This is a genomic window from Salinivibrio sp. ES.052 (genome assembly GCF_900141775.1).
In the GTDB taxonomy this organism is placed as follows: Bacteria; Pseudomonadota; Gammaproteobacteria; order Enterobacterales; family Vibrionaceae; genus Salinivibrio.
Genome location: NZ_FSRI01000001.1, coordinates 97,189 through 118,012, shown reverse-complemented (window position 1 = coordinate 118,012; position 20,824 = coordinate 97,189). Strand labels below are relative to the sequence as shown.

The following is a 20,824-nucleotide window of genomic DNA, read 5'->3' as shown; positions in this document are numbered from 1 at the left end:
AGTTATCAAGTCTTCGAGAGGCTAACGAAAATGCACACATCTCCTCACCACTATTTGCATCGTGGAGTGACATTGATCGAGATGTTGTTGGTACTGGCGATAGTCGCAACATTAGTGGGGATCACCGTACCCCATTACTCGGACTACCAACAAACACAAGTCAGGAAAGAAGCGACCCGGCATTTGATTCAGTTACAAGCTTGGGTGGAAACGCGATTCATAACGACAGAACAATACCCAACAGAGTCCGACTCTGCGGTGTTAGAGGAACACGCATTGTGCCCTGATTGTCAGTTATCCACGGAGTATCAGTTTAGAGTTTACGGCGGGAAACGAGAATATAAGATTACGGCAACCCCTCGGGAGGATAGCCAGCAACGCGATGATCCATGTGGTCAGCTGGTGCTTTATCCTAATGGGTTGGTGACAACGACAGCATCAAGTACTTCCTGCCCTTTACCCCAGCGCAACACGCAGTCTCACGGTAGTCCGTAGCCGTGATAAAAAAATAGCCAGCTCGAGGCTGGCTATTCAATGTCTTAACGTCGACATCATTTTTCGCTCTGCTATACAGGTATGCAAAAAAGATACACGCACGCAAAAACGCGCTTTCGGCGAAGCTTATCCGGTCAGATCATCAAAGAACTTTTTGACACCGTCAAAGAAACCTTCTGACTTCGGCTTGTGCTTTTTCGCTTCGCTGCCGCTGAAAGACTCTTCAAGCTCTTGAAGTAACTCTTTTTGACGGCTACTTAAGTTAACAGGCGTTTCGACGACCATTTTACAAATTAGGTCGCCCATGCCTCCGCCACGCACGGACTGTACCCCTTTACCACGCATACGGAACATGCGGCCTGTTTGGGTTTCTGGCGGCACTTTTAAGCTAACTCGGCCATCAAGGGTAGGCACTTCAACCTCGCCACCCAACGCTGCCATGGTAAAGCTAACCGGCACTTCGCAGTACAAGTTATTGCCATCACGCGTGAATATGTGATGTTCACGAACGTGGACCTGTACATACAAGTCACCCGCAGGCGCACCGTTTTCACCGGCTTCACCTTCACCCGATAAGCGAATACGATCGCCAGTGTCGACCCCTGCTGGGATCTTCACACTCAAGTGCTTGGTTTCTTTGACGCGACCTTGCCCGTGACAGCTGTTACAAGGGTCTTTAATAATGGTACCGCTGCCATGACACGTCGGGCAGGCCTGCTGAACGGCAAAAAAGCCCTGGCGCATTTGCACCTGGCCAATCCCGTTACACGTGCCACAGGTTTGCTTTTTCGATCCTGGCTTAGCACCGCTACCATCACAGGTTTTACAACCAACATAGGTAGGCACTTCGATCTCTTTGCTGACGCCACGGACCGCTTCTTCAAGCGTTAGCTCCATGTTGTAGCGTAAATCGGCACCACGTTGCGCGCGTTGCTGACCACCACGACGACCTCCGCCGAATATATCGCCGAATACGTCACCAAAAATATCGCTAAAGTCAGCACCGCCGCCGCCAAAGCCGCCACCATGGCCACCGCTTCCCATTCCACCTTGTTCAAAGGCTGCATGCCCGTACTGATCATAGGCTGCACGCTTTTGCGGATCGGTCAGCACTTCGTACGCCAACTTCACTTCTTTAAATTTTTCGTCGGCATCATCGCCTTTATTGCGGTCTGGGTGATACTTCATTGCCAGCCGCTTGTAGGCTTTTTTGATATCGCGCTCGCTCGCATCACGGCTTAAGCCGAGCACTTCATATAAATCTCTTTTAGACATGGTCTGACTGCACCTGTTTACGTCAACAAAACAAAGACGTTCCAATCACTGTTTGATAAAACGACGGGCGAAGGAGATTGCTCCCCTACGCCCGTGCTTATTAACGACAGTGCTTTCGCTTATTTCTTGTCGTCGTCTTTAACTTCTTCGAACTCAGCATCGACAACGTCGTCGTCTTGTTTTGCTGAATCTGCACCGGCGTCTTGCTGTGCCTGCTCATCTTGCGCTTGCTGCTGCGCGATTTCCATCAATTTTGATGACGCGGCAACCAGTGCTTGAACCTTCGCATCGATGTCTTCTTTATCTTCACCGTTGCGTGCAGTTTCCAGCTCAGAGATAGCGGTTTCGATGGTCTCTTTGTCTTCCGCTGGCAACTTATCGCCCGCTTCTTCCATTTGCTTACGCGTACCGTGAACCAGTTGGTCAGCTTGGTTACGTGACGTCACCAACTCTTCGAACTTCTTATCCGCTTCTTTGTTGGCTTCGGCTTCTTGAACCATTTTTTCGACGTCTTCGTCGCTCAGACCACCTGACGCTTGGATGGTGATCTTTTGCTCTTTACCGGTTTGCTTATCGGTTGCAGAGACGTTCAAAATACCATCAGCGTTCAGATCGAAAGTCACTTCGATTTGTGGCACACCACGTGGCGCAGGCTGAATACCCTCAAGGTTGAACTGACCCAGTGATTTGTTATGCATGGCTTGCTTACGCTCACCTTGAATCACGTGAATAGTTACCGCGCTTTGGTTGTCTTCAGCGGTTGAGAACACCTGATTCGCCTTTGTTGGGATCGTGGTGTTTTTCTCAATCAGCTTGGTCATCACACCGCCCATGGTTTCGATACCCATCGACAGAGGCGTAACGTCAAGCAGCAGTACGTCTTTCACGTCACCTGACAGTACACCACCTTGTGCTGCAGCACCCATCGCAACCGCTTCATCAGGGTTCACGTCTTTACGTGCATCCTTACCGAAGTATTCAGCCACTTTGGATTGAACCATTGGCATACGGGTTTGACCGCCCACCAAGATAACATCCGTGATCTCATTCACTGAGAGCTCAGCATCAGCCAGTGCAACTTTCATTGGCTCCAATGAACGCTGAACCAAATCTTCAACCAACGATTCCAGTTTGGCACGAGTGATCTTCACGTTCATGTGCTTAGGACCGGTTGCATCTGCCGTTACATATGGCAAGTTCACGTCAGTCTGCTGGGCAGAAGATAGCTCGATCTTCGCTTTCTCAGCCGCTTCTTTCACACGCTGCATTGCAAGTGGATCTTGACGCAAGTCGATGCCTTGCTCTTTTTTAAACTCATCAGCCAAGTAAGTGATAAGACGGTTATCAAAGTCTTCACCACCTAGGTGTGTATCACCATTGGTTGCCAATACTTCGAAGGTTTGCTCGCCATCCACTTCATCTATTTCGATGATAGAGATATCGAATGTACCACCACCCAAGTCATAAACCGCGATAGTGCGGTCGCCGCCTTTTTTGTCTAGGCCGTAAGCCAAGGCCGCAGCTGTCGGCTCGTTGATGATACGTTTTACTTCTAAACCAGCGATACGACCCGCGTCTTTGGTTGCTTGACGCTGAGAGTCGTTAAAGTAAGCCGGTACAGTGATTACCGCGCCAGTCACTTCCTCACCGAGGAAATCTTCAGCGGTTTTCTTCATTTTTTTCAGGACTTCAGCTGATACCTGTGGCGCTGCCATTTTCTGGCCTTTCGCCTCAACCCATGCATCACCGTTATCAGCCTTGACGATTTTGTAAGGCATGATGCTGATATCGCGTTGTACTTCTTCGTCTTCGAAGCGGCGACCGATCAGACGCTTGATCGCGAACAGGGTGTTCTCTGGGTTTGTCACTGCCTGGCGCTTCGCAGGCTGGCCGACAAGTGTCTCACCATCTTGTGTGTAAGCGATAACGGATGGCGTTGTACGATCACCCTCTGCGTTTTCAATTACGCGCGTTTTTTCACCGTCAAGTACGGCGACACATGAGTTGGTTGTACCCAAGTCAATACCAATGATTTTACCCATCTGGTGCTCTCCGAAATTCGTTCTGTGGCTGTAATGCGTTATCCCCTTATGTGGGGGTAACTGTGAGAGGTTCAACCCCTCACCGCAAATTTTTATTTGATGCTGCCGTTTAAATAAGGGCAGCGAGACGCTTTTCAAGGGCAGATCGCAAAAAAATCCATGTTCATTTTCAACATATTGCGATGATATTGGCAGGTTACCAGTCTATGCCCTTGCTATATTTACGCTTTTTCGTCGACGTTACCTTGTGCCGCCTTGGAAACCATTACCATGGCAGGACGGACTACACGGCCATTTAGCTCATAACCTTTTTGCATCACCATCATCACTGTATTTGGCTCATGCTCAGTGCTTTCTTGGATCGTCATCGCTTGATGCAGCTCAGGATTGAATGGCTGGCCTTGCGGATCGATCGCCTTCAAACCGAACTTATCGATGGTATCCATCATGGTTTTCAGCGTCAGCTCGACCCCTTCAAGCATTGGTTTGATCGATTCATCGTCCTTGTCAGCCATTTCCACCGCACGCTCAAGGTTGTCGATCACGGGTAGAAGCTCACCGGCAAATTTTTCCAATGCAAATTTGCGCGCTTTATCGACTTCTTGCTCGGTACGACGACGCATGTTGTCGACATCAGCACGGGCGCGCAGCACGCTATCTTGCTGCTCTTGCACTTTTGCTTCACTGGCTTCGAGCGCTGCTTCTAGCTCTGTAATGCGTGCAATCATGGCTTCGGTTTCCTCTTGCTCAATGTCTGCACCTTTGGCTTCAGCAGATTGCGCTTGCGCGTCTTTCATCGCTTCTTGCTCTTGCTTCACTTTCTGTTCTTCGCTCATGATTACTCCGACACAAATGGCATTGCCCAGCACGCCACTGGGACTATTCAACTTGATTGACGAGATTATTATGGGGATGAATCTTCGTGATTCAACCATCCACCTTACGCAAATCACGACAATCGCTTTTTTCCCGCGTTATACTGGGCACAAATAACGATGAGATCCTGATTATGTCGACACCATTCCAGCGCATTGCCTTAATTGGCAAACCTCGAAACCCGGAAGCGGTTAACACACACATAGGCCTCTATCATTGGCTGACCGAACGCGGTTACGAGGTGTGTATAGATACACGCTTGAGCACCAATCTAGGTTTACCTGATGCACATTATTTGGATCTGGTTACCATTGGGCAGCACGCGGATCTCGCTATCGTTATCGGAGGAGACGGTAATATGCTTGGCGCGGCACGCGTGTTATCGCGTTGTGATATTAAAGTAATTGGGGTAAACCGCGGCAATTTAGGCTTTCTTACCGACTTAGACCCTGACGCATTCGAAAGTGCATTAGAAGCCGTGTTGAACGGTGATTATATAGAAGAAGACCGCTTTCTGCTTGAAACAGAGATCCATCGCCACGACCAAGTAAAAAGCCATAACGCATCGCTCAATGAGGCGGTTTTGCACCCTGGACAAGTGGCCCACATGATTGAGTTTGAGGTATATATTAACGAACAATTTGCCTTCTCGCAGCGCTCTGACGGGATCATCATTTCAACCCCGACCGGCTCAACGGCATACAGTCTATCGGGCGGTGGCCCCATTTTATCCCCTAGCCTCAACGCGATTTCATTAGTCCCGATGTTCCCTCATACGCTTTCAAGTCGACCTTTAGTGGTGGATGGTAACCGCCGCATTAAATTATTGGTTTCCCCAGATAACCGCGGCACACTGGAAGTGAGTTGTGATGGTCAAGTTTCCCTACCGGTCAATCCTGGGGATGAAGTGCATATTTACAAAAGCCCCGCCACACTCAAACTGATCCATCCAAAAGATTACAATTATTACAACACGTTACGAACCAAGCTTGGCTGGTCATCGAAGCTATTCTAAATCATTCCCCACCGGTATTAACTAAAAAGCAGGCAAGCCTGCTTTTTTTGTGCACAATTTTTGTGCGCCTCATCGCATCCACAATAATTCTCGCCAAACAGTATTCCCTGGATGAAAAAACAGTATATACTGTATCTATACACAGTTGTTGATAGATACAGGTGTTTTCCTATGTTAGCCGATATAACCATTCAAAACTTTGCCATCGTTAAATCCTTGGAGCTGGAGTTTAGTAAAGGCATGACGGCGATCACCGGTGAAACCGGGGCAGGTAAATCCATCTCAATTGATGCACTAGGCTTATGCTTAGGCGATCGAGCTGATGCCAATATGGTGCGTCCGGGTGAAAAGCGAGCAGAAATTTCTGCCGGTTTTACCCTTGAAAAAAACAGCGCGGCACGACGCTGGCTGCAAGATAACCAACTTGAAGACGGGGATGACTGTATTTTAAGACGCGTCATTACTAAAGAAGGTCGCTCACGCGCTTATATCAATGGTAACCCTGTCCCCGCTTCGCAACAAAAGGCGCTAGGGCAACTGCTCATCAATATTCACGGCCAACATGCGCATCAACAGCTATTGCGTCCTGAGCACCAAATCACTTTATTAGATCAGTATGCCGGCCACCAGCCTCTCCTCGATAAAATGGCAACTCGCTATCAGCGCTGGCGTCGTACCAAAAACGAATTAAAAGCTTTGGTGAAAAAAAAGGATGATATTGATGCGCAGCAACAACTCCTTGAGTATCAAGTTGGCGAACTCAATGAGCTTGCATTAGGTGATGAGGAATACCAGAAGATAGAAGAAGAGCATAAACGCTTATCTAACAGTGGTGACATTGCCATGACCAGCCAAGCGGTGATCGATCTACTCAGTGATGGCGAAGAGACTAATACCCTTGGCCTGCTAACTGCCGCACAGCAACGCTTAAGCGAGCTTGCCTCCCTCGACAACCATTTTTCTCCACTGGCAGAGATGCTCGAAGAAGCACGGATCCAAACCCAAGAGGCGAGCCAAGAAGTGAGTAGCTATCTTGACCAACTTGATATGGATCCACAACGCCTACAGTATTTGGATAAGCGCATGAGCTCTATCATGAGTTTATCGCGTAAGCACCATGTTCAACCTGAAACGCTTTATTATACCCACCAGCAGTTAATCAAGGAGCTGGAAAAACTCGCGCACAATGATGAAGCCATTGAGCAGCTACAAGCTGAAGTCGACAAGCAATTCGCGGACTGTTTAGACACCGCTGAAAAGCTCAGTAAGAGCCGTCGTCGCTATGCTAAAGAGTTAAACACGCTTATTACAAAAAGTATGCATCAACTCAGCATGGAGCACGGTAGCTTTGAGATCCAAGTAGAAAACAAAGCAGAAACCCACCTAAGCCCATTAGGCGGCGATGCGGTCGCTTTTTTAGTGTCAACGAACCCGGGTCAGCCCTTACAGCCGCTCGCAAAAGTCGCATCAGGCGGTGAGCTATCGCGGATATCTCTCGCCATTCAAGTGATTACGGCACAAAAAGTGGAAACACCGAGCCTTATCTTTGATGAAGTCGATGTCGGTATTAGCGGGCCAACCGCCGCAATCGTGGGTCAATTATTACGCCAACTTGGCGAGTCGACCCAAGTCATGTGTGTAACCCACTTACCGCAAGTGGCAGGTTGTGGCCATCAACAGATGTTTGTTGCCAAAGATACCGATAAAGGTAGCACCACGACCCGCATGTATCCGCTCGACTATCAAGCACGTATTAGCGAACTGGCTCGGTTACTGGGTGGCAGTGAAATCACTGATCGTACTCTTGCAAATGCCGAAGATCTGCTTGTCGCTGCCTAGCTTTCTACCACAAAGGCCGTCCACCCCGAGAAAAGTGTACTGATGCCACTTTTCTCGGTTATTTCCTTACGCCTGTCGAACTTTTTCACGTTATCATCGTCCAAACGCTGGTCGTTAGCAGATTTTTTACATATATTCTCTGCTTAATTATACTTATGACACATCAGTCGTAGACTGCAAAGTGTCGCCGACAGGCACGATTTGTCATCAAACAAGACAGTGAAGATATTAACTATGGGTTGGACTAAAGCCGCCGTTGCCTCTCTGATGGCTATTGCCATGATGGGTTGCTCTTATGCCGAAAAACTGGTTTATCGGGTAGATATAAACCAAGGTAATTACATAGAAGAAAAGGCCGTGGACGCCTTGAAATTTGGCATGACCAAAGAGCAGGTTAAGTTTCTTCTCGGCCCCCCGATGTTGGTGGAGTCAGGTTATCCTAATACCTGGTATTTTGTGCAATGGCAGCAACCTGGCCATGAAGCGCCGACACAAAAAGACCTTGTTCTTTCATTCGATGACAATAATCAACTCGTCAATATGGACGGTGATTTCGAACCAGGCGAGCAATTTTTCGAAGCCGTTCAGTAACAGTGACTCATCCGGCTCTCTGATGCCGCCACCTATTATCCATGAAGTAAAGGCGCTGCTCGGCGCCTTTCTTTTTGACCAGTCATGAGCGCTTGCGCTGAGTATCAACGCGTCCACCGGTGACAGGATCCGCTTTTCCCTCTTGTTTCGCTCGCTCGGCGCGGCGACGGCGGATTTCTTTCGGGTCGGCTTGCAGTGGGCGATATATTTCGATGCGATCGCCATCGCGCACTTGCGCATCTAATTTTACAGGACGACTAAAGATACCCACTTTGTTGATTGATAAATCAATCTCAGGGTAAGCACTCAATACACCTGATTGACGAATAATATCTTCAACCGTCGAATCAGGCTTCACCACACAATTAAAGAGCCGTTGCTCATTAGGCAGCGGATAAACCACTTCAACGTGCAGCTGTATGTCTTCACTCATAGATATCTTTCGCTCGCTCTGTAAACGCTTTTACCATACTACTGGTTAACTCACTAAAAATGCGCCCAAAAGCCACTTCGACCAAACGGTTAGTGAATTCGAATTCGAGATCGAGTTCAATTTTACACGCATCACTTGATAGCGGCGTAAACCGCCAGCCTCCGCTTAAGCGCTTGAACGGGCCATCCACTAGTGTCATATCAATACGCGCATTGTCGACCAAATAGTTTTTGGTGGTGAATGTCTTCTTTATACCCGCTTTGGCCACATCGAGCGAAGCAACCATGGTCGTCTCAGTATGTTCGATTAAACGGGTACTCACACACCCAGGTAAAAATTCCGGGTACGATTCAACGTCATTCACCAAGGCAAACATTTGCTCAGCACTGTACGGCACTAAAGCCGAGCGGATGATTTGCGGCATAGGGACTCCTTGCAAGTTAACCGCGAAATAATACCACCGAGATTGCCTTTCACCAATGTTAGAGGCCCACATCGCTAATAAAGTCATTGGGTTTGCTCCACACCATGCGATAATCCTTTCATTTTTCGGCATATCGCCTTTATAATGCGCGGACTATGGCTAAGAAAAACGCAAAGAACAAAACAAGTAGCAACACCATCGCGCTGAACAAAAAAGCACGCTTTGAGTACTTTATTGAAGAAGACTTCGAAGCGGGGCTGGAACTGCAAGGTTGGGAAGTAAAAGCACTCCGATCTGGCAAAGCGAATATCAGTGAAAGCTATGTGTTGCTAAAAGACGGGGAAGCCTTTTTGTTCGGGGCAACCATTACCCCGCTAAATGTTGCCTCCACGCACGTGGTCGCGGATCCTCAGCGTACCCGCAAGCTCTTGCTCAAGCGGCGCGAGCTTGATACCTTGCTCGGTAAAGTCAATCGAGACGGTTTCACCGTGGTGGCATTGTCTTTATACTGGAAAAAATCCTATGCTAAACTCAAGATAGGCTTAGCAAAAGGTAAAAAGTTACACGATAAACGCGATACGGCGAAAGACAGAGACTGGCAGCGTCAAAAGTCCAGAATCATGAAAAACGCCGCGCGTTAATCATTGACGCGGTAGATCAATGTGTTAGACTCTGCCGCTCAACTCTGGGGCTGATTCAGGATTCGACAGGATCGAGAAGGCCCGTGGAGCATGCCGAGGGGCGGTTGGCCTCGTAAAAAGCCGCAAACAAATAGTCGCAAACGACGAAAACTACGCACTAGCAGCTTAATAACCTGCTGAGTGCCTATCCTCCCTAGCCTTAGCCTGTAGGACGGGGATCAAGGATAGTCAAAACGAAACAGGATCGCGTGGAGGCTTTGACCCAAGAGCTGAAGCGTTAAACATAAGTTGGGTATGTCTTTGTGTGGCGTGTTTGTCCGCAGCACACTGACGAGATTAAAGACAAACTAAGCATGTAGCGCCATTGGTTAGACCGATTCTGGACGCGGGTTCAACTCCCGCCAGCTCCACCAATCGATTGGAAAAGGCAGTAAATCATTGATTTACTGCCTTTTTTGTTTTTTTACTGTCTTGGGAATTTCTCCACTCTAGCACCACTAAGCGACATAACTTAACTTAGCAACATTTTGACAAATACCAAGTCGCTCCCCCTAAGCAAGTTCGCCATGACTAAAACGCATACAGGCAATGCTTAAGTTTCATTTAGTTCATAGGTGTGTCAGCGTTAGACTGAGAGCCATTCCACCATTGGTATCGTCTAGGAGACTGATATGTTTACTGCTCTCGTCCTTAATCAAGAAAACAAGCAAACCATCCCAACCATCGAGCAGCTCGATGAGTCACAACTTCCTAACGGGGAGGTACTCGTTGCTGTCGGTTACTCGTCGCTCAATTATAAAGACGGCTTAGCGATTACTGGCAAAGGTAAGATCATCCGCAACTTTCCGATGGTTCCGGGCGTTGATCTTGTCGGGCAGGTACTAAACTCTGAGGACGCCCGCTACCAAGCGGGCGATGTCGTTGTACTCACGGGTTGGGGCGTTGGCGAAAACCACTGGGGGGGCATGGCGCAGAAAGCACGCCTAAAGGCAGATTGGCTTGTCCCTCTTTCTGAGAAACTGACTCCCAAACAAGCCATGATGGTAGGCACCGCAGGGTTAACCGCGATGCTCTGTGTTCAAGCTTTGCTAGATGCAGGAGTTCAGCCTAACGATGGTCCTGTTCTCGTGACTGGTGCCAGTGGCGGTGTTGGCTCAGTTGCAGTTACCTTGTTAGCGCAATTAGGCTACGAGGTTGTGGCGGTAACAGGCCGACCGAAACAAAATGGCCCTTTACTGAAAACACTCGGTGCCAGTCAAATCATTGAGCGTAGCACCATGGAAGAGCCGCCTCGACCGTTAGAAAAACAATGCTGGGCCGGTGCTATTGATACCGTGGGTAGCCAGGTTTTGGCGAAAGTGCTCAGCCAAATGAATTACGGTGGCACCGTGGCTGCCTGTGGGTTAGCGGGTGGCTTTGATCTACCAACCACCGTGATGCCATTTATTCTGAGAAATGTACGTTTACAAGGCATTGATTCGGTTAGCTGCCCGCGTGAAAAACGTATTGCTGCGTGGGAGCAACTGGCGTCGCTATTACCGGCGAGTTACTTTGAACAAGCGTGCAATGAGATCACTCTTAGTGAAACGCCCGATTTTGCAGAAAAAATCATTAATGGCCAAGTGTCTGGCCGTACTGTCATCAAGCTTTAATCAAGCGCGGCACAAAAGAGTAAGGTCCACTAGGGCCTTACTTCATCCAACTTAATGTCTTTAACACGTTTAGCAATCAGTTTCCCACACTCCTCTTTAAGGATGCCTCGCAGCCACTCTTGTGCAGGGGAATGCTCGCATCGTGGGTGCCAAATCATCGAGTAATCGAACGGTGTAAAATGAAACGGGAGTGACTTCACCACGAGATCGTAGCGCTCAGAAACCAAAAAGGCTAAGTCCGCCGGTACCGTGATGATGAGAGGCATGGTGTCGATAATCGCCAAGGCGGCCTCTAAGTGATACGCCCTGAGCACCATTCTCCGTGCGGGTTGATCCTCTAATGCGCTTTCAATCAACGCTTTTACACCATCACTAATCGCGATCATCGCGTGAGGGAATTGTAGATAGTCATCGAGCGTCATACGCTGGTCGGCAAGTGGATGCTGCTTTGATAAAAGGCATAGCACACCGACTCGCCCGAGTGTTTCGTGCTGTAATGAGGTCTCAGGATGACGAGGCCGACAAATCGCGAGATCCGCGCGGCCATAGGTGAGTTGCTCTTTTAGCTGTTCATTTTGAAGCGGCAAAAACTCAAATGCGATATTTGGGGCTTCTTGATAGAGACGTGGAAGCGCAAATGGCAAAATAGTTTGCATCGCATAATCGGTTGTTGCAATCGTGAACGTTTGCTCACAACGCGTAGGATCAAAATCAAGTGGTGATAACAACTGCTGAAAAGACGCGAGTGGCTCATCCAGTGCACGATTCACGGATAGAGCTTTTTCTGTTGGTATAAGATGTTGCCCTTGGCGAGTAAACAAGGGATCAGCTAATAAATCTCGTAAACGCCCTAACACGCGACTCATTGCGGATTGGCTTAAACTCAGGCGTGTCGCCGCTCGGCTGACGCTGCGCTCTTCAATCAAAATACGCAGCGCGACGAGTAGGTTTAAATCTCGACGATAAATCTCTTCTACTTCCATATCATACTTAGCCGAACAATTAATCGTAACAGTGTAACTAATACAGCAAAAAACATCCTTGTAGGTATTGCGTTGGATTAACTGAAATCGGAATACGGTATCAAAGGCTCTCCCCGCTTCATGCCATCAGCAGTTGATGCTTGGGTTCAACCGCTATAAAACTGAAAAACAACACAGTCAATTATGGCTAATTATGCCAAAAAGACTAACAAGCCCTTTTACCACCCACTTTATGGCAACTAAAAAACTCATTTTTATGCATAAATAATCAAAAATAAACGTTTATCACTACAAAGCCTCTTACTCATCGAGTAATCGATTACTAAACATTTTCCCACATAGTGGATACTACTTTTTTAGTTATTTTTTTTGGTTTTTTATTCGACCTGAACAGATGCTGAATGGTCATTGGCTCGAAGATACACAGCAAAAATAGAGCAAAAGCACCAAATGACAATTAACTCAATATTAACACTATTGTCATAATACTTATGCATTGCTAGCATCAACACACATTCGCAAAGCAAACATCACCTACGTTTTGTTGATGCTATAAAGGAACGCGAATGCCAAGGAATGGGCTGTCGTTCGGTATTGCAAATAAGGCAAATATACCGTCACCAAGAAGTGTGAATAACGATAATACGACAGTACTCGGTAGTTTATTAAAGAAGGGATACTTTAAAGTGAGTTATACTATCCAAAAAACAGCGATTGCCGCTGCGATTTCTCTTGCCAGTACAACAACTTTTGCCAGTGAATTAGGCTCTTTGACCAGTGAAGTAAAAGTCAATGACTATGAAAATGGCCTCACCAAGACAGAAGTTACCATTGGTAAAGGCTCGTATAAGTTAACTGATGATAACAGCTTTCTTTTTGACATCGATAAAGACTTTGTTAAAAACGAAGGGGAAGAGAGAAAAGAAGGTTGGGATACGCAATTTGGCCTCGCTCAAGGTCTAGGATCCGTCGGTGACTTTGATACCACCATGTATTATTTATTCCGCTATGATGCTTCTTGGACGGCTAGTGATGAGTCTAATTCTTCAGATACGAAGCAATACATTATTGCGCCTTATTTCAGCAAAGATATCACATTAGGTGGAAAAGACTTCTCATTCGGTATCGAGCTGTGGGCACAACTTGGTAACGACAATGATGACAGCCTTAAAAATAAAAGTGGTGTTGAAACTAACTTCTACCTATCAGGTGCTCTGTCTGAACATTGGAATCTAGAACTGGCCTGGTATAACTTCGACTACTATGATACGGATGAAGAAGAATACGATTACCAAATTGGTACGGAGAACTATTTAACTTATTCACTCCCACTTGTTTCAGGTTTCTCATTTAATATTGAGAACTATGTAGAGGCCTATCACACACCAGATTCAGACACCACACTAGCCTATGCACATATCCAGCCTGAATTTGAGTTTAAAAAAGAAGTGAATGAAAACTTCTCTTGGCACGCAGGTGTTTCTTACGAAGCATTTAACTGGGAATTTAAAGATGCGACAGGCAATGCCAAGGATAAAGACATCTTTGATAATAACGAGTTTCAAGCTTATATAGGCTTCACTATTAAATAGTCATGTTACACTGCAGGCAAATTCACTGCCTTTTGCCTGCAGTATTTCAATGGAACTGGTTTTATCCCTTCCTCGATATAACATTTATTATCACTCCTAGCACTTACTCTGTGTTATCGCTTTTAATACATTGACTCTTGGCCAAAACCGCCGCAATCTATCCTAAAAAGCAGACAGCACAGGTGGCACGATGACGGTTAACTTTCAACAAAAGATCCGCCCAGATCGGCCTTTTAATACCCAAACCAACGGCGACTTGATGAGGCAGTTTGAAAGTGATCGTGGACGGATCATTAATTCTGCCGCAGTACGCCGTCTGCAGCAAAAAACCCAAGTCTTTCCTCTGGAGCGTAATGCTGCCGTACGTAGTCGGCTTACTCACTCGCTAGAAGTCCAGCAAGTGGGACGGTATATCAGCCAGTTGGTGGCAGATAAACTCAGCCATCTCCCGAGCCATGATAAATTCGACCGTTGCCTTGAGAGCTTAGTGGAAATGGCCTGTCTAATGCACGACATCGGTAATCCTCCCTTTGGTCACTTTGGCGAGCAAGCTTTAAGCGACTGGCTAAGCGAAAAGGTGCCCGATATATATCGCGAGCACCACCATGGCACACTGTCCGATGAGGTGCAGCGCGATTTATGCCACTTTGAAGGCAACGCGCAAGGCATCCGCCTGATTTATACCCTGCAAAAGCTAAACTTAACCTACTCACAAGTATCAGGAATTTTAAAATATACCCGTTGCGGTACCGAGCCAAGGCCCGATAACAATACCCCCTTTTCGTATCTTAAAAAGAAAGTGGGCTACTTTTTAAGTGAGCAGGCATACATTCATACCCTGCAAGAAACTCTTGTGATTGCGCCTGGTTGCCGTGCGCCCTTTAGCTATATTATGGAGGCGGCAGACGATATCTCATATGGGATTGCGGATTTAGAAGATGCGGTAGAAAAAGGCGTACTGAGCCTTGTGGACTTGAAAGCGGCCTTACAGACAACCTTTGCGCAGCTCACCCAAGCCAGTGAGGAGCATGGCGCTAACACCATGGCGACCATGTTAGATAATGTAGAAAAGCGCAGCCACGGCAGTGACAGTCAGTTTTTTGTCTTCTTGCGTGTAGAAGTGAATCAACGCTTGCCTCGCCATGCGGCCAACCGTTTTGTCGAACATTTACCTGCCGTATTTGATGGCACCTTTAATCACGCATTAATTGAAGACAACAGCGTCAATCATTTAATTGTGCAAACCTTTAAAAACGTCGCCAAAGCGCATGCCTTTTGTCACCCTGAAGTTGAACGCCGCGAGCTACAAGGCTATCGCGTTATTCATGGCCTGATGAGCATTTATCAGCCATTACTCACGTTGCCCAGTGAGGTGTTTACGGCATTGGTCAACGGCGAGTCGGTGAAGCAACACGCCTCGATATATACCCAACGGCTATTTAAGAAACTGCCTGAGAAACATAAAAAAGCCTATCGCGACGCCGTGCAAAAGCAGGCGCTTGCTGAACAGATCCCTTCACCCACCGCGCGGGAGTTTTATTTTCGGACTCGCCTGCTGATTGACTACATCAGTGGCATGACCGACCAATACGCATTCGACGAATACCGAGCCTTTCATGTGATTGCAGAGGGATAAAAAACCGCTCCCTACTGCGGAGCGGTTTTTTCGATGCGTCTCTTAACCAAAGCGCTTTTGCCATTTATCGATCACCGTGGCACCGATCAAATCGCCTTGCACGTTGACCGCGGTACGGAACGTATCGAGCGGGCGCTCAATAATCAGCAATATGGCAATCGCTTCAAGCGGGATCCCCGCCGCCAGCAGCACCAACTGCATCCCCGACATTGAGCCCGATGGCATGCCCGGCGCGCCCACCGACGAGACCATGGCCATGATGAAGATCATCACAATGCCAGAGGTGGAGAGATCAATGCCAAACAATTGCGCAAGGAACACCGCGGCAATCCCTTCGAACAACGCGGTACCATCCATGTTCATCACCGCCCCTAACGGCAGTACCATACTGGCAGTGGATGGGGTCACCTTAAGCTCTTCTTTAGCCGCCTGCATGGATACCGGCAGTGTCGCTGCGCTGGATGAGGTGGCAAATGCCATGGCAAGCGGAGCAGAAATCGCACGGAATAGCGACACAAAGCCAACGCCACCGGCTAGACGTGCAATTAACGGAAGTACAATCACCCCGTGCACCATGGTAAGACCAAACACTAAGGCCGCAAAACTAAACAGCTGACCAAACAGGTCATTGTCCCCTTGGTGCGAAAATTGAAATACAATCGCAAATACTGCAAAAGGTGCCAGCTTGATGACTCCGGCCACCAGCGTGTTAATGCCGAGATTTAAGCCTCTAATGGTGTCGAATAACGGATGTTTTTCAGGCAACGCCACGATCAGTGAAATGCCGAATAAAATCGTAAACACCACAATCGCCAGCAAGTTACCGCTACTCAACGCTTCAACAGGGTTCACCAAGGCCATGTTGAAGAGTTTAGTAGCAATCGCTCCCGCGCCCGCCGCCTCTTGGTTGATAAAGCTAATGCTTTCATCGACCGGAGGGGCATTGGTTAGCGGTTGCCATTCCGGCATCAGGAGTGCGGCACCCAGACCAAGGGTGATCGCAATCGTCGTCGTAAAGCCGTAGAACAAAAGCGTGGCACCGCCTAGACGTTTTAAGCGTACCACGTTACCAATATTACTGATCCCCTCCAATAATGAGAGCAATACCATCACACCCACTACGGCTTTCAAAAGGCCAATGTAGCTCACCTTGGCAAGCATGAGTAACGGATACCAAGTGGTTTGCTCTGCGTTCTCGATGGGGCCAAAAAGCGTTCCTGCTAGCCAGGCCAGCGCCGCCGCCAGTGCAATTTGCAATGGCAACGAATGTTTAAGTTTTTTCCACATTGTCTTTTCCCTTGCTGCAGGCATGAGCCGCACACTGACAGCTTGTCTAATTTATTGGATTTTAGTGGCGGCAAATAATAGCAAGGGGAGCCCCTAAGCTCATGTAAAACTTATGAACATTCTGGAATAACTAGTAACAAAATGGTTGGTTAACGGATGAAACCACACTTTTCACTGCAAAAGTGGAGGCACTCACTCATAAAAAAGCCCGCCATGATGGCGGGCTAGGTATTACCACAAAGCCATTATTGTGGTTGTTGATTTTGCGGATTAAGCTCAAGGTTGACGGGCGTATCCAACGCTTGGTTTAACGCTTTTTCTAGCTCAGCGACATTAGTACCTGGCGTCGCTTCCAATAACGCGACGCCGTCTAAGTAACTGACAAGAGCGAGGCCGTATTTTTTCGCCAGCTGGCTAGCGTTCGCCTCACTGGCTTTGATTAAAATCGAGCCTGTGACAGTCAGTGGAGCGCTTTGTGCCGATACAGCAACTTTATCCCCCACCATGACCCCCATTTGCTCGCCACTCATATTACGCGCGTTGCTATCGGTTTCGACGACAACGTAATCTTTACCATTTAGCTGCACAGTGCCTGCGCTTGCACCGAGGCTGATACCCATGACCGCGAGGGCTATCATTAATTTTTTCATACTTCTCTCCTATTAACCGCGGTGACCGATGACACGCAGTGACCATTGTGTCAACTTGCCATCAGACTGATTGTTTGGCAGGTTTTTGACTTCGCCTCCCAAACTGTATTGACGTGTTTCACCGTCGGTATCGGTAACATATAGCGTCCATTGTCCTTGTGACGCTTCACCATTGAACTTATGACTGAGCATTAAGTGATCCGTAAAGCCTTCAGGATACGTGTCATCCAGCGTATTCGATAACATGCTATTGCGTGGCGACATTAATACACTACGTGTGCCAGAGGGTGACCCCAATTCAATCAGCAAATCCGACATACGGCTGTGCTCAATCGACGTGCGAACCTGTACCGCTTCAATGGTCAAATTTTCAGCGACACGCATTGTGTCCGTGGTAGGCTCATTGCCTGCATCTGCAATTATCAACCCTGACTCACCGTTTTGGTTATGCTCAACCGACTGCCATTCTGTCAATACTTGGCTGGGTAGCGGTTGGTAGCTTTTAGCCGCCTCAAGTGCCGCGTTCACATCAATTAACCCAAACCCGTAAGTCGGGCTATACCAACGTTCTGCCGCGTTTTGTTGCCATCCCTCTAAGCCTGTGACCGTGCGAGTCTGGCCTTGTTTGGTTTGATAACTCAAACGTACATCACGGCTATCAGCATCCACTCGTGTCGCGGTAGTCGCTAACAAGTGGCGAATATCACGCTGAGAAAGGTTTGGATAAGCCGACATCATTAACGCAAACGCCCCAGAGGTGTTTGGCGCGGCCGATGAGGTACCGTTCATCACGCTGTTGAAATCACAGGTATTGTCGATGTCCGTGCCACCATGAAGATCATGCGAGTCATAGGGGATACGATCATCGCGATTGTAGCCCATGGTACAACCCGTCAAATCTGTGGTGATGTGCGCAGGCTTATTGGTGCCATACTCACCACCTGGTGCCGTTAAGAAAACATTGCTCCCGACCGACGAATATGACGAGCGCTCGCCATCCGCATTTAGCGCACTCACCGTCACATTCCAATAATTGGCATTACTGGATGATTGGTTACTGTTTTGCCATGGCAGACCATGGTTATCATCCGCCGGACCGAAGCGCTGACGATTAAACGAGGTGCGTTTGTAACCGTTACCCGCTGATTTAATGAAGACTGCGCCCAATCCGCCAAAGGCTTCCGTGCTCATTTTTTTGTACTGGGCATTTTGACGACCCTCATAGCTCATCGGATCATCACTGTAAGGATAACTGCGGATGCCAGAGCCGCCATAGCTTTGGTTAAACACGCGGACATCATCCGAGTATCCTTCGCGGCCGTGACTGATTTCCCACGCATTCTGGCTTTGGTACTCGAGGTAATTATAGCCTTGCAGGTTAGCAAGCGGCGCGACCCCCATGCCACCGAGACCGTTGTCACGAACCGCCGCGATAATGCCCGCTACCGAAGTACCATGAGCGGTATTACGGCTGCTCCATCCTTCTGGCGTCGGATCGTCATCACGATTAACAAAATCATAAGATTTCCCTGCACGCACATTGGCAGTAAGATCTGGGTGCGCTATTTCTAAACCATCATCGACCACGGCAACATTGATGTTTTGTCCCAGAAAATCTTGTCGATGCGCCCACCAAAGGTTTAAATCATTACCTGGTTGACCGCCTTCTCGTGCAAACGCATTCTGGCCACTGTTGAGCAAATGCCACTGTTCCGCCGTGAAAGGATCATCTCCTGGTAAGCAACGGTCGGCACTGGTACGCCCAATATCAACCGGTTCACTGCCTGTTAATACCACACAAGCTTGCGGATCAGGATTGGTGGGGGGATCAACGGGATCGGGCACTTTGGCCATCGCCCACGCCCCAGAGGTGTGGAAAAGTGCGCCGATAATCAGCGCAAGAGAGCTGTGTTTGTGCATTTATCATTCCTTTTTACACTAACTAGATATGTCTCGATTCTGAGAGACCCATCATTAGTAAAAAGAAATAATCCCAATAGAAACAAGCTATTGGTGGAAACGTGATCTTGTGCCTTGTTTTTAGAGCAAGAGATCTAATTAATTGAACAAACCCAGCAAAAATTAACCGTTATGTTACATCTCTATGCAAATGATGTGACATGAAAAACACTTTTATTGTAATAACTTATTCTTTTTCGTTTTATATCCCCAAAATGATCGTACGCAAGCACTTCAAGACATACCGCTGAGAGGCGAAATTCTGTCTATGCTTAATGGTAAGTGTTTTTCGATAGTTATTTTTCAGTGTAAACCGGCAAACTCTAAAGGGATTGGCTGGTCGCCTTACCTTGATGTTCATCCGAGAATAAAATATTGATAGGCAGCATCATGACTGGTTGCTCAGGTAGGAGGGTCCTTTGAATAAAGCCGCATCACTAGACCAATTAAAGCAGTATTTTTTTGATGCTCTCGACATCGTGCCCTTGCCTCTACTGATTTCAGAAGGGATCGTGAGTGACAATGTTGAAGACGGTAATCGCGCACATGTATTTTTTAATCGTGCTTTTAAGCATCAACTCGGGTATACGTTGGACACAATGCCCGATATTTATAGTTGGTTTGATAAGGCCTACCCAGATCCTCTCTACCGTCAAGAAGTGATCTCACATTGGCACCAAGTGGTGCATCGTGCACAAATACAAGGCGAACGTACCGCTGAATTACCCGCCTTAATCTCCCATGCTGATGGCACACAACGCTGGTATGCCGTAACAGCACAAGTTGATGTGGCGCCCAATCCCGATTGGCATATTGTGGTGCTTCGTGATATCCACCAGCTCAAAACCTCGTTGGAAGAAACAACCCACGCATCATTGACGGATAGTCTGACACAGCTCAGTAATCGACGTGGCGTCAACGCATGGCTTAAACATCAAGAAAAGACCCACACAATGGGCGTCATTTTACTCGATATTGATCGTTTTAAGCGAGTGAATGATACCTTGGGGCATGTGGCCGGTGACAGACTACTCGTTCAAATCGCTGGTCAATTACGACAATTAACCACGACGGATACCTGCTGTGCACGCTGGGGAGGTGAAGAATTTGCGATCTTTTTACCCAATAGCTCTCCCCAAAAAACGGCTCAACTAGCCAACGATATTTGTCTACAAGTCCATCACGAAGGTTTTTTATGGCAAGCCAAGTGGCATAATGTCAGCGTCAGTGCAGGCTGCGCACTTTCTAGCAGCACAATCCGCCATGTGGACGACATTATCCAGCACGCGGATAACGCACTATATAAAGCCAAACAGTCAGGCCGTAATCAAGTGTGCTATGACTGGCCGTAGAGACCCGCGACTCGCGATAATCACCACTTTCTTGCGACGCCAATTCAATGCCTATTGTTGCGCTGCTGCCAACCTCTGTAGT

General features: G+C 47.8%; 18 protein-coding genes and 1 other RNA gene. 10 read left to right on the top strand and 9 right to left on the bottom strand.

What is annotated here, in order from left to right; genetic code table 11:
• The first annotated feature begins 30 nt into the window (after window positions 1-30).
• Entirely contained in the window at window positions 31-495 is a 465-nt protein-coding gene (locus BUQ98_RS00535; RefSeq protein ID WP_074212010.1) for a type IV pilin protein, read from the top strand.
• Between the two features lie 126 nt (window positions 496-621).
• Here BUQ98_RS00535 and dnaJ read toward each other — a convergent pair whose 3' ends face one another.
• The 3 genes from dnaJ to grpE form a co-directional block, all read right to left on the bottom strand.
• Entirely contained in the window at window positions 622-1,770 is a 1,149-nt protein-coding gene (dnaJ, locus tag BUQ98_RS00530) for a molecular chaperone DnaJ (RefSeq protein ID WP_074212009.1), read from the bottom strand.
• A 119-nt stretch (window positions 1,771-1,889) separates the two neighbouring features.
• Window positions 1,890-3,812, bottom strand: a complete 1,923-nt coding sequence (gene dnaK, locus BUQ98_RS00525) for a molecular chaperone DnaK (protein ID WP_074212008.1) — start codon at window positions 3,810-3,812, stop codon at window positions 1,890-1,892.
• Between the two features lie 221 nt (window positions 3,813-4,033).
• On the bottom strand, window positions 4,034-4,651 hold the full coding sequence (grpE, locus tag BUQ98_RS00520; RefSeq protein ID WP_371515107.1) for a nucleotide exchange factor GrpE: 618 nt from the start codon (window positions 4,649-4,651) through the stop codon (window positions 4,034-4,036).
• A 170-nt stretch (window positions 4,652-4,821) separates the two neighbouring features.
• On the opposite strand from grpE, the gene nadK reads away from it, so the two are divergent.
• The 3 genes from nadK (at window position 4,822) to bamE (ending at window position 8,133) form a co-directional block, all read left to right on the top strand.
• Window positions 4,822-5,703, top strand: coding sequence for an NAD(+) kinase (gene nadK, locus BUQ98_RS00515; protein WP_074212006.1), 882 nt, complete (start codon window positions 4,822-4,824; stop codon window positions 5,701-5,703).
• A gap of 171 nt (window positions 5,704-5,874) precedes the next feature.
• Entirely contained in the window at window positions 5,875-7,542 is a 1,668-nt protein-coding gene (gene recN / locus BUQ98_RS00510) for a DNA repair protein RecN (protein ID WP_074212005.1), read from the top strand.
• A gap of 234 nt (window positions 7,543-7,776) precedes the next feature.
• Entirely contained in the window at window positions 7,777-8,133 is a 357-nt protein-coding gene (gene bamE, locus BUQ98_RS00505; protein ID WP_046075182.1) for an outer membrane protein assembly factor BamE, read from the top strand.
• 82 nt (window positions 8,134-8,215) lie between these two features.
• Here the strand turns inward: bamE and BUQ98_RS00500 are convergent, their stop codons facing one another.
• Window positions 8,216-8,566 (bottom strand): RnfH family protein, encoded by a 351-nt coding sequence (locus tag BUQ98_RS00500; protein WP_074212004.1) that lies wholly within the window; start codon window positions 8,564-8,566, stop codon window positions 8,216-8,218.
• Window positions 8,559-8,990 carry an SRPBCC family protein gene (locus BUQ98_RS00495; RefSeq protein WP_074212003.1) on the bottom strand — a complete coding sequence of 144 codons (432 nt, stop codon included), beginning with the start codon at window positions 8,988-8,990 and terminating at the stop codon, window positions 8,559-8,561. The genes BUQ98_RS00500 and BUQ98_RS00495 overlap by 8 nt, the downstream gene beginning before the upstream one ends.
• 155 nt (window positions 8,991-9,145) lie before the next feature.
• Between BUQ98_RS00495 and smpB the strand changes: the two genes are divergently transcribed.
• The 3 genes from smpB (at window position 9,146) to BUQ98_RS00480 (ending at window position 11,283) form a co-directional block, all read left to right on the top strand.
• The gene (smpB, locus tag BUQ98_RS00490) at window positions 9,146-9,631 is read left to right on the top strand and encodes an SsrA-binding protein SmpB (RefSeq protein ID WP_074212002.1); all 486 of its coding nucleotides are present in this window, start codon (window positions 9,146-9,148) and stop codon (window positions 9,629-9,631) included.
• Window positions 9,632-9,677: 46 nt separating this feature from the next.
• Window positions 9,678-10,044, top strand: a transfer-messenger RNA (tmRNA) gene (gene ssrA, locus BUQ98_RS00485).
• Window positions 10,045-10,302: 258 nt separating this feature from the next.
• On the top strand, window positions 10,303-11,283 hold the full coding sequence (locus BUQ98_RS00480; protein WP_074212001.1) for an acrylyl-CoA reductase (NADPH): 981 nt from the start codon (window positions 10,303-10,305) through the stop codon (window positions 11,281-11,283).
• A 29-nt stretch (window positions 11,284-11,312) separates the two neighbouring features.
• On the opposite strand, the gene BUQ98_RS00475 is transcribed toward BUQ98_RS00480, so the two are convergent.
• Window positions 11,313-12,266, bottom strand: coding sequence for a LysR family transcriptional regulator (locus BUQ98_RS00475; RefSeq protein ID WP_074212000.1), 954 nt, complete (start codon window positions 12,264-12,266; stop codon window positions 11,313-11,315).
• Between the two features lie 566 nt (window positions 12,267-12,832).
• On the opposite strand from BUQ98_RS00475, the gene BUQ98_RS00470 reads away from it, so the two are divergent.
• Together BUQ98_RS00470 and dgt are read left to right on the top strand one after the other, a co-directional pair.
• Window positions 12,833-13,858 carry a hypothetical protein gene (locus tag BUQ98_RS00470; protein ID WP_139294600.1) on the top strand — a complete coding sequence of 342 codons (1,026 nt, stop codon included), beginning with the start codon at window positions 12,833-12,835 and terminating at the stop codon, window positions 13,856-13,858.
• Between the two features lie 190 nt (window positions 13,859-14,048).
• On the top strand, window positions 14,049-15,494 hold the full coding sequence (dgt, locus tag BUQ98_RS00465) for a dGTPase (RefSeq protein WP_074211998.1): 1,446 nt from the start codon (window positions 14,049-14,051) through the stop codon (window positions 15,492-15,494).
• 42 nt (window positions 15,495-15,536) lie between these two features.
• Here dgt and BUQ98_RS00460 read toward each other — a convergent pair whose 3' ends face one another.
• The 3 genes from BUQ98_RS00460 to BUQ98_RS00450 form a co-directional block, all read right to left on the bottom strand.
• A complete protein-coding gene (locus BUQ98_RS00460; protein WP_074211997.1) occupies window positions 15,537-16,781 on the bottom strand; it encodes a dicarboxylate/amino acid:cation symporter in 1,245 nt (414 codons plus the stop codon).
• 245 nt (window positions 16,782-17,026) lie between these two features.
• Window positions 17,027-17,431 (bottom strand): hypothetical protein, encoded by a 405-nt coding sequence (locus BUQ98_RS00455; protein WP_074211996.1) that lies wholly within the window; start codon window positions 17,429-17,431, stop codon window positions 17,027-17,029.
• A 12-nt stretch (window positions 17,432-17,443) separates the two neighbouring features.
• Window positions 17,444-19,351 carry a S8 family serine peptidase gene (locus BUQ98_RS00450; RefSeq protein WP_254813854.1) on the bottom strand — a complete coding sequence of 636 codons (1,908 nt, stop codon included), beginning with the start codon at window positions 19,349-19,351 and terminating at the stop codon, window positions 17,444-17,446.
• Window positions 19,352-19,809: 458 nt separating this feature from the next.
• Here BUQ98_RS00450 and BUQ98_RS00445 point away from each other — a divergent pair, with 458 nt between their 5' ends.
• Window positions 19,810-20,742, top strand: a complete 933-nt coding sequence (locus tag BUQ98_RS00445; protein WP_074211995.1) for a GGDEF domain-containing protein — start codon at window positions 19,810-19,812, stop codon at window positions 20,740-20,742.
• Window positions 20,743-20,824 lie beyond the last annotated feature (82 nt).

Bases quoted from the DNA above. Each gene is read 5' to 3' on its own strand.
- BUQ98_RS00500 (WP_074212004.1), bottom strand. From the start codon at position 8,566: ATGAGTGAAGACATACAGCTGCACGTTGAAGTGGTTTATCCGCTGCCT.
- BUQ98_RS00455 (WP_074211996.1), bottom strand. From the start codon at position 17,431: ATGAAAAAATTAATGATAGCCCTCGCGGTCATGGGTATCAGCCTCGGT.
- BUQ98_RS00470 (WP_139294600.1), top strand. From the start codon at position 12,833: ATGCCAAGGAATGGGCTGTCGTTCGGTATTGCAAATAAGGCAAATATA.
- BUQ98_RS00460 (WP_074211997.1), bottom strand. From the start codon at position 16,781: ATGTGGAAAAAACTTAAACATTCGTTGCCATTGCAAATTGCACTGGCG.
- BUQ98_RS00475 (WP_074212000.1), bottom strand. From the start codon at position 12,266: ATGGAAGTAGAAGAGATTTATCGTCGAGATTTAAACCTACTCGTCGCG.
- dnaJ (WP_074212009.1), bottom strand. From the start codon at position 1,770: ATGTCTAAAAGAGATTTATATGAAGTGCTCGGCTTAAGCCGTGATGCG.
- smpB (WP_074212002.1), top strand. From the start codon at position 9,146: ATGGCTAAGAAAAACGCAAAGAACAAAACAAGTAGCAACACCATCGCG.
- BUQ98_RS00450 (WP_254813854.1), bottom strand. From the start codon at position 19,351: ATGCACAAACACAGCTCTCTTGCGCTGATTATCGGCGCACTTTTCCAC.
- dnaK (WP_074212008.1), bottom strand. From the start codon at position 3,812: ATGGGTAAAATCATTGGTATTGACTTGGGTACAACCAACTCATGTGTC.
- BUQ98_RS00480 (WP_074212001.1), top strand. From the start codon at position 10,303: ATGTTTACTGCTCTCGTCCTTAATCAAGAAAACAAGCAAACCATCCCA.
- recN (WP_074212005.1), top strand. From the start codon at position 5,875: ATGTTAGCCGATATAACCATTCAAAACTTTGCCATCGTTAAATCCTTG.
- bamE (WP_046075182.1), top strand. From the start codon at position 7,777: ATGGGTTGGACTAAAGCCGCCGTTGCCTCTCTGATGGCTATTGCCATG.
- BUQ98_RS00495 (WP_074212003.1), bottom strand. From the start codon at position 8,990: ATGCCGCAAATCATCCGCTCGGCTTTAGTGCCGTACAGTGCTGAGCAA.
- dgt (WP_074211998.1), top strand. From the start codon at position 14,049: ATGACGGTTAACTTTCAACAAAAGATCCGCCCAGATCGGCCTTTTAAT.
- nadK (WP_074212006.1), top strand. From the start codon at position 4,822: ATGTCGACACCATTCCAGCGCATTGCCTTAATTGGCAAACCTCGAAAC.
- BUQ98_RS00535 (WP_074212010.1), top strand. From the start codon at position 31: ATGCACACATCTCCTCACCACTATTTGCATCGTGGAGTGACATTGATC.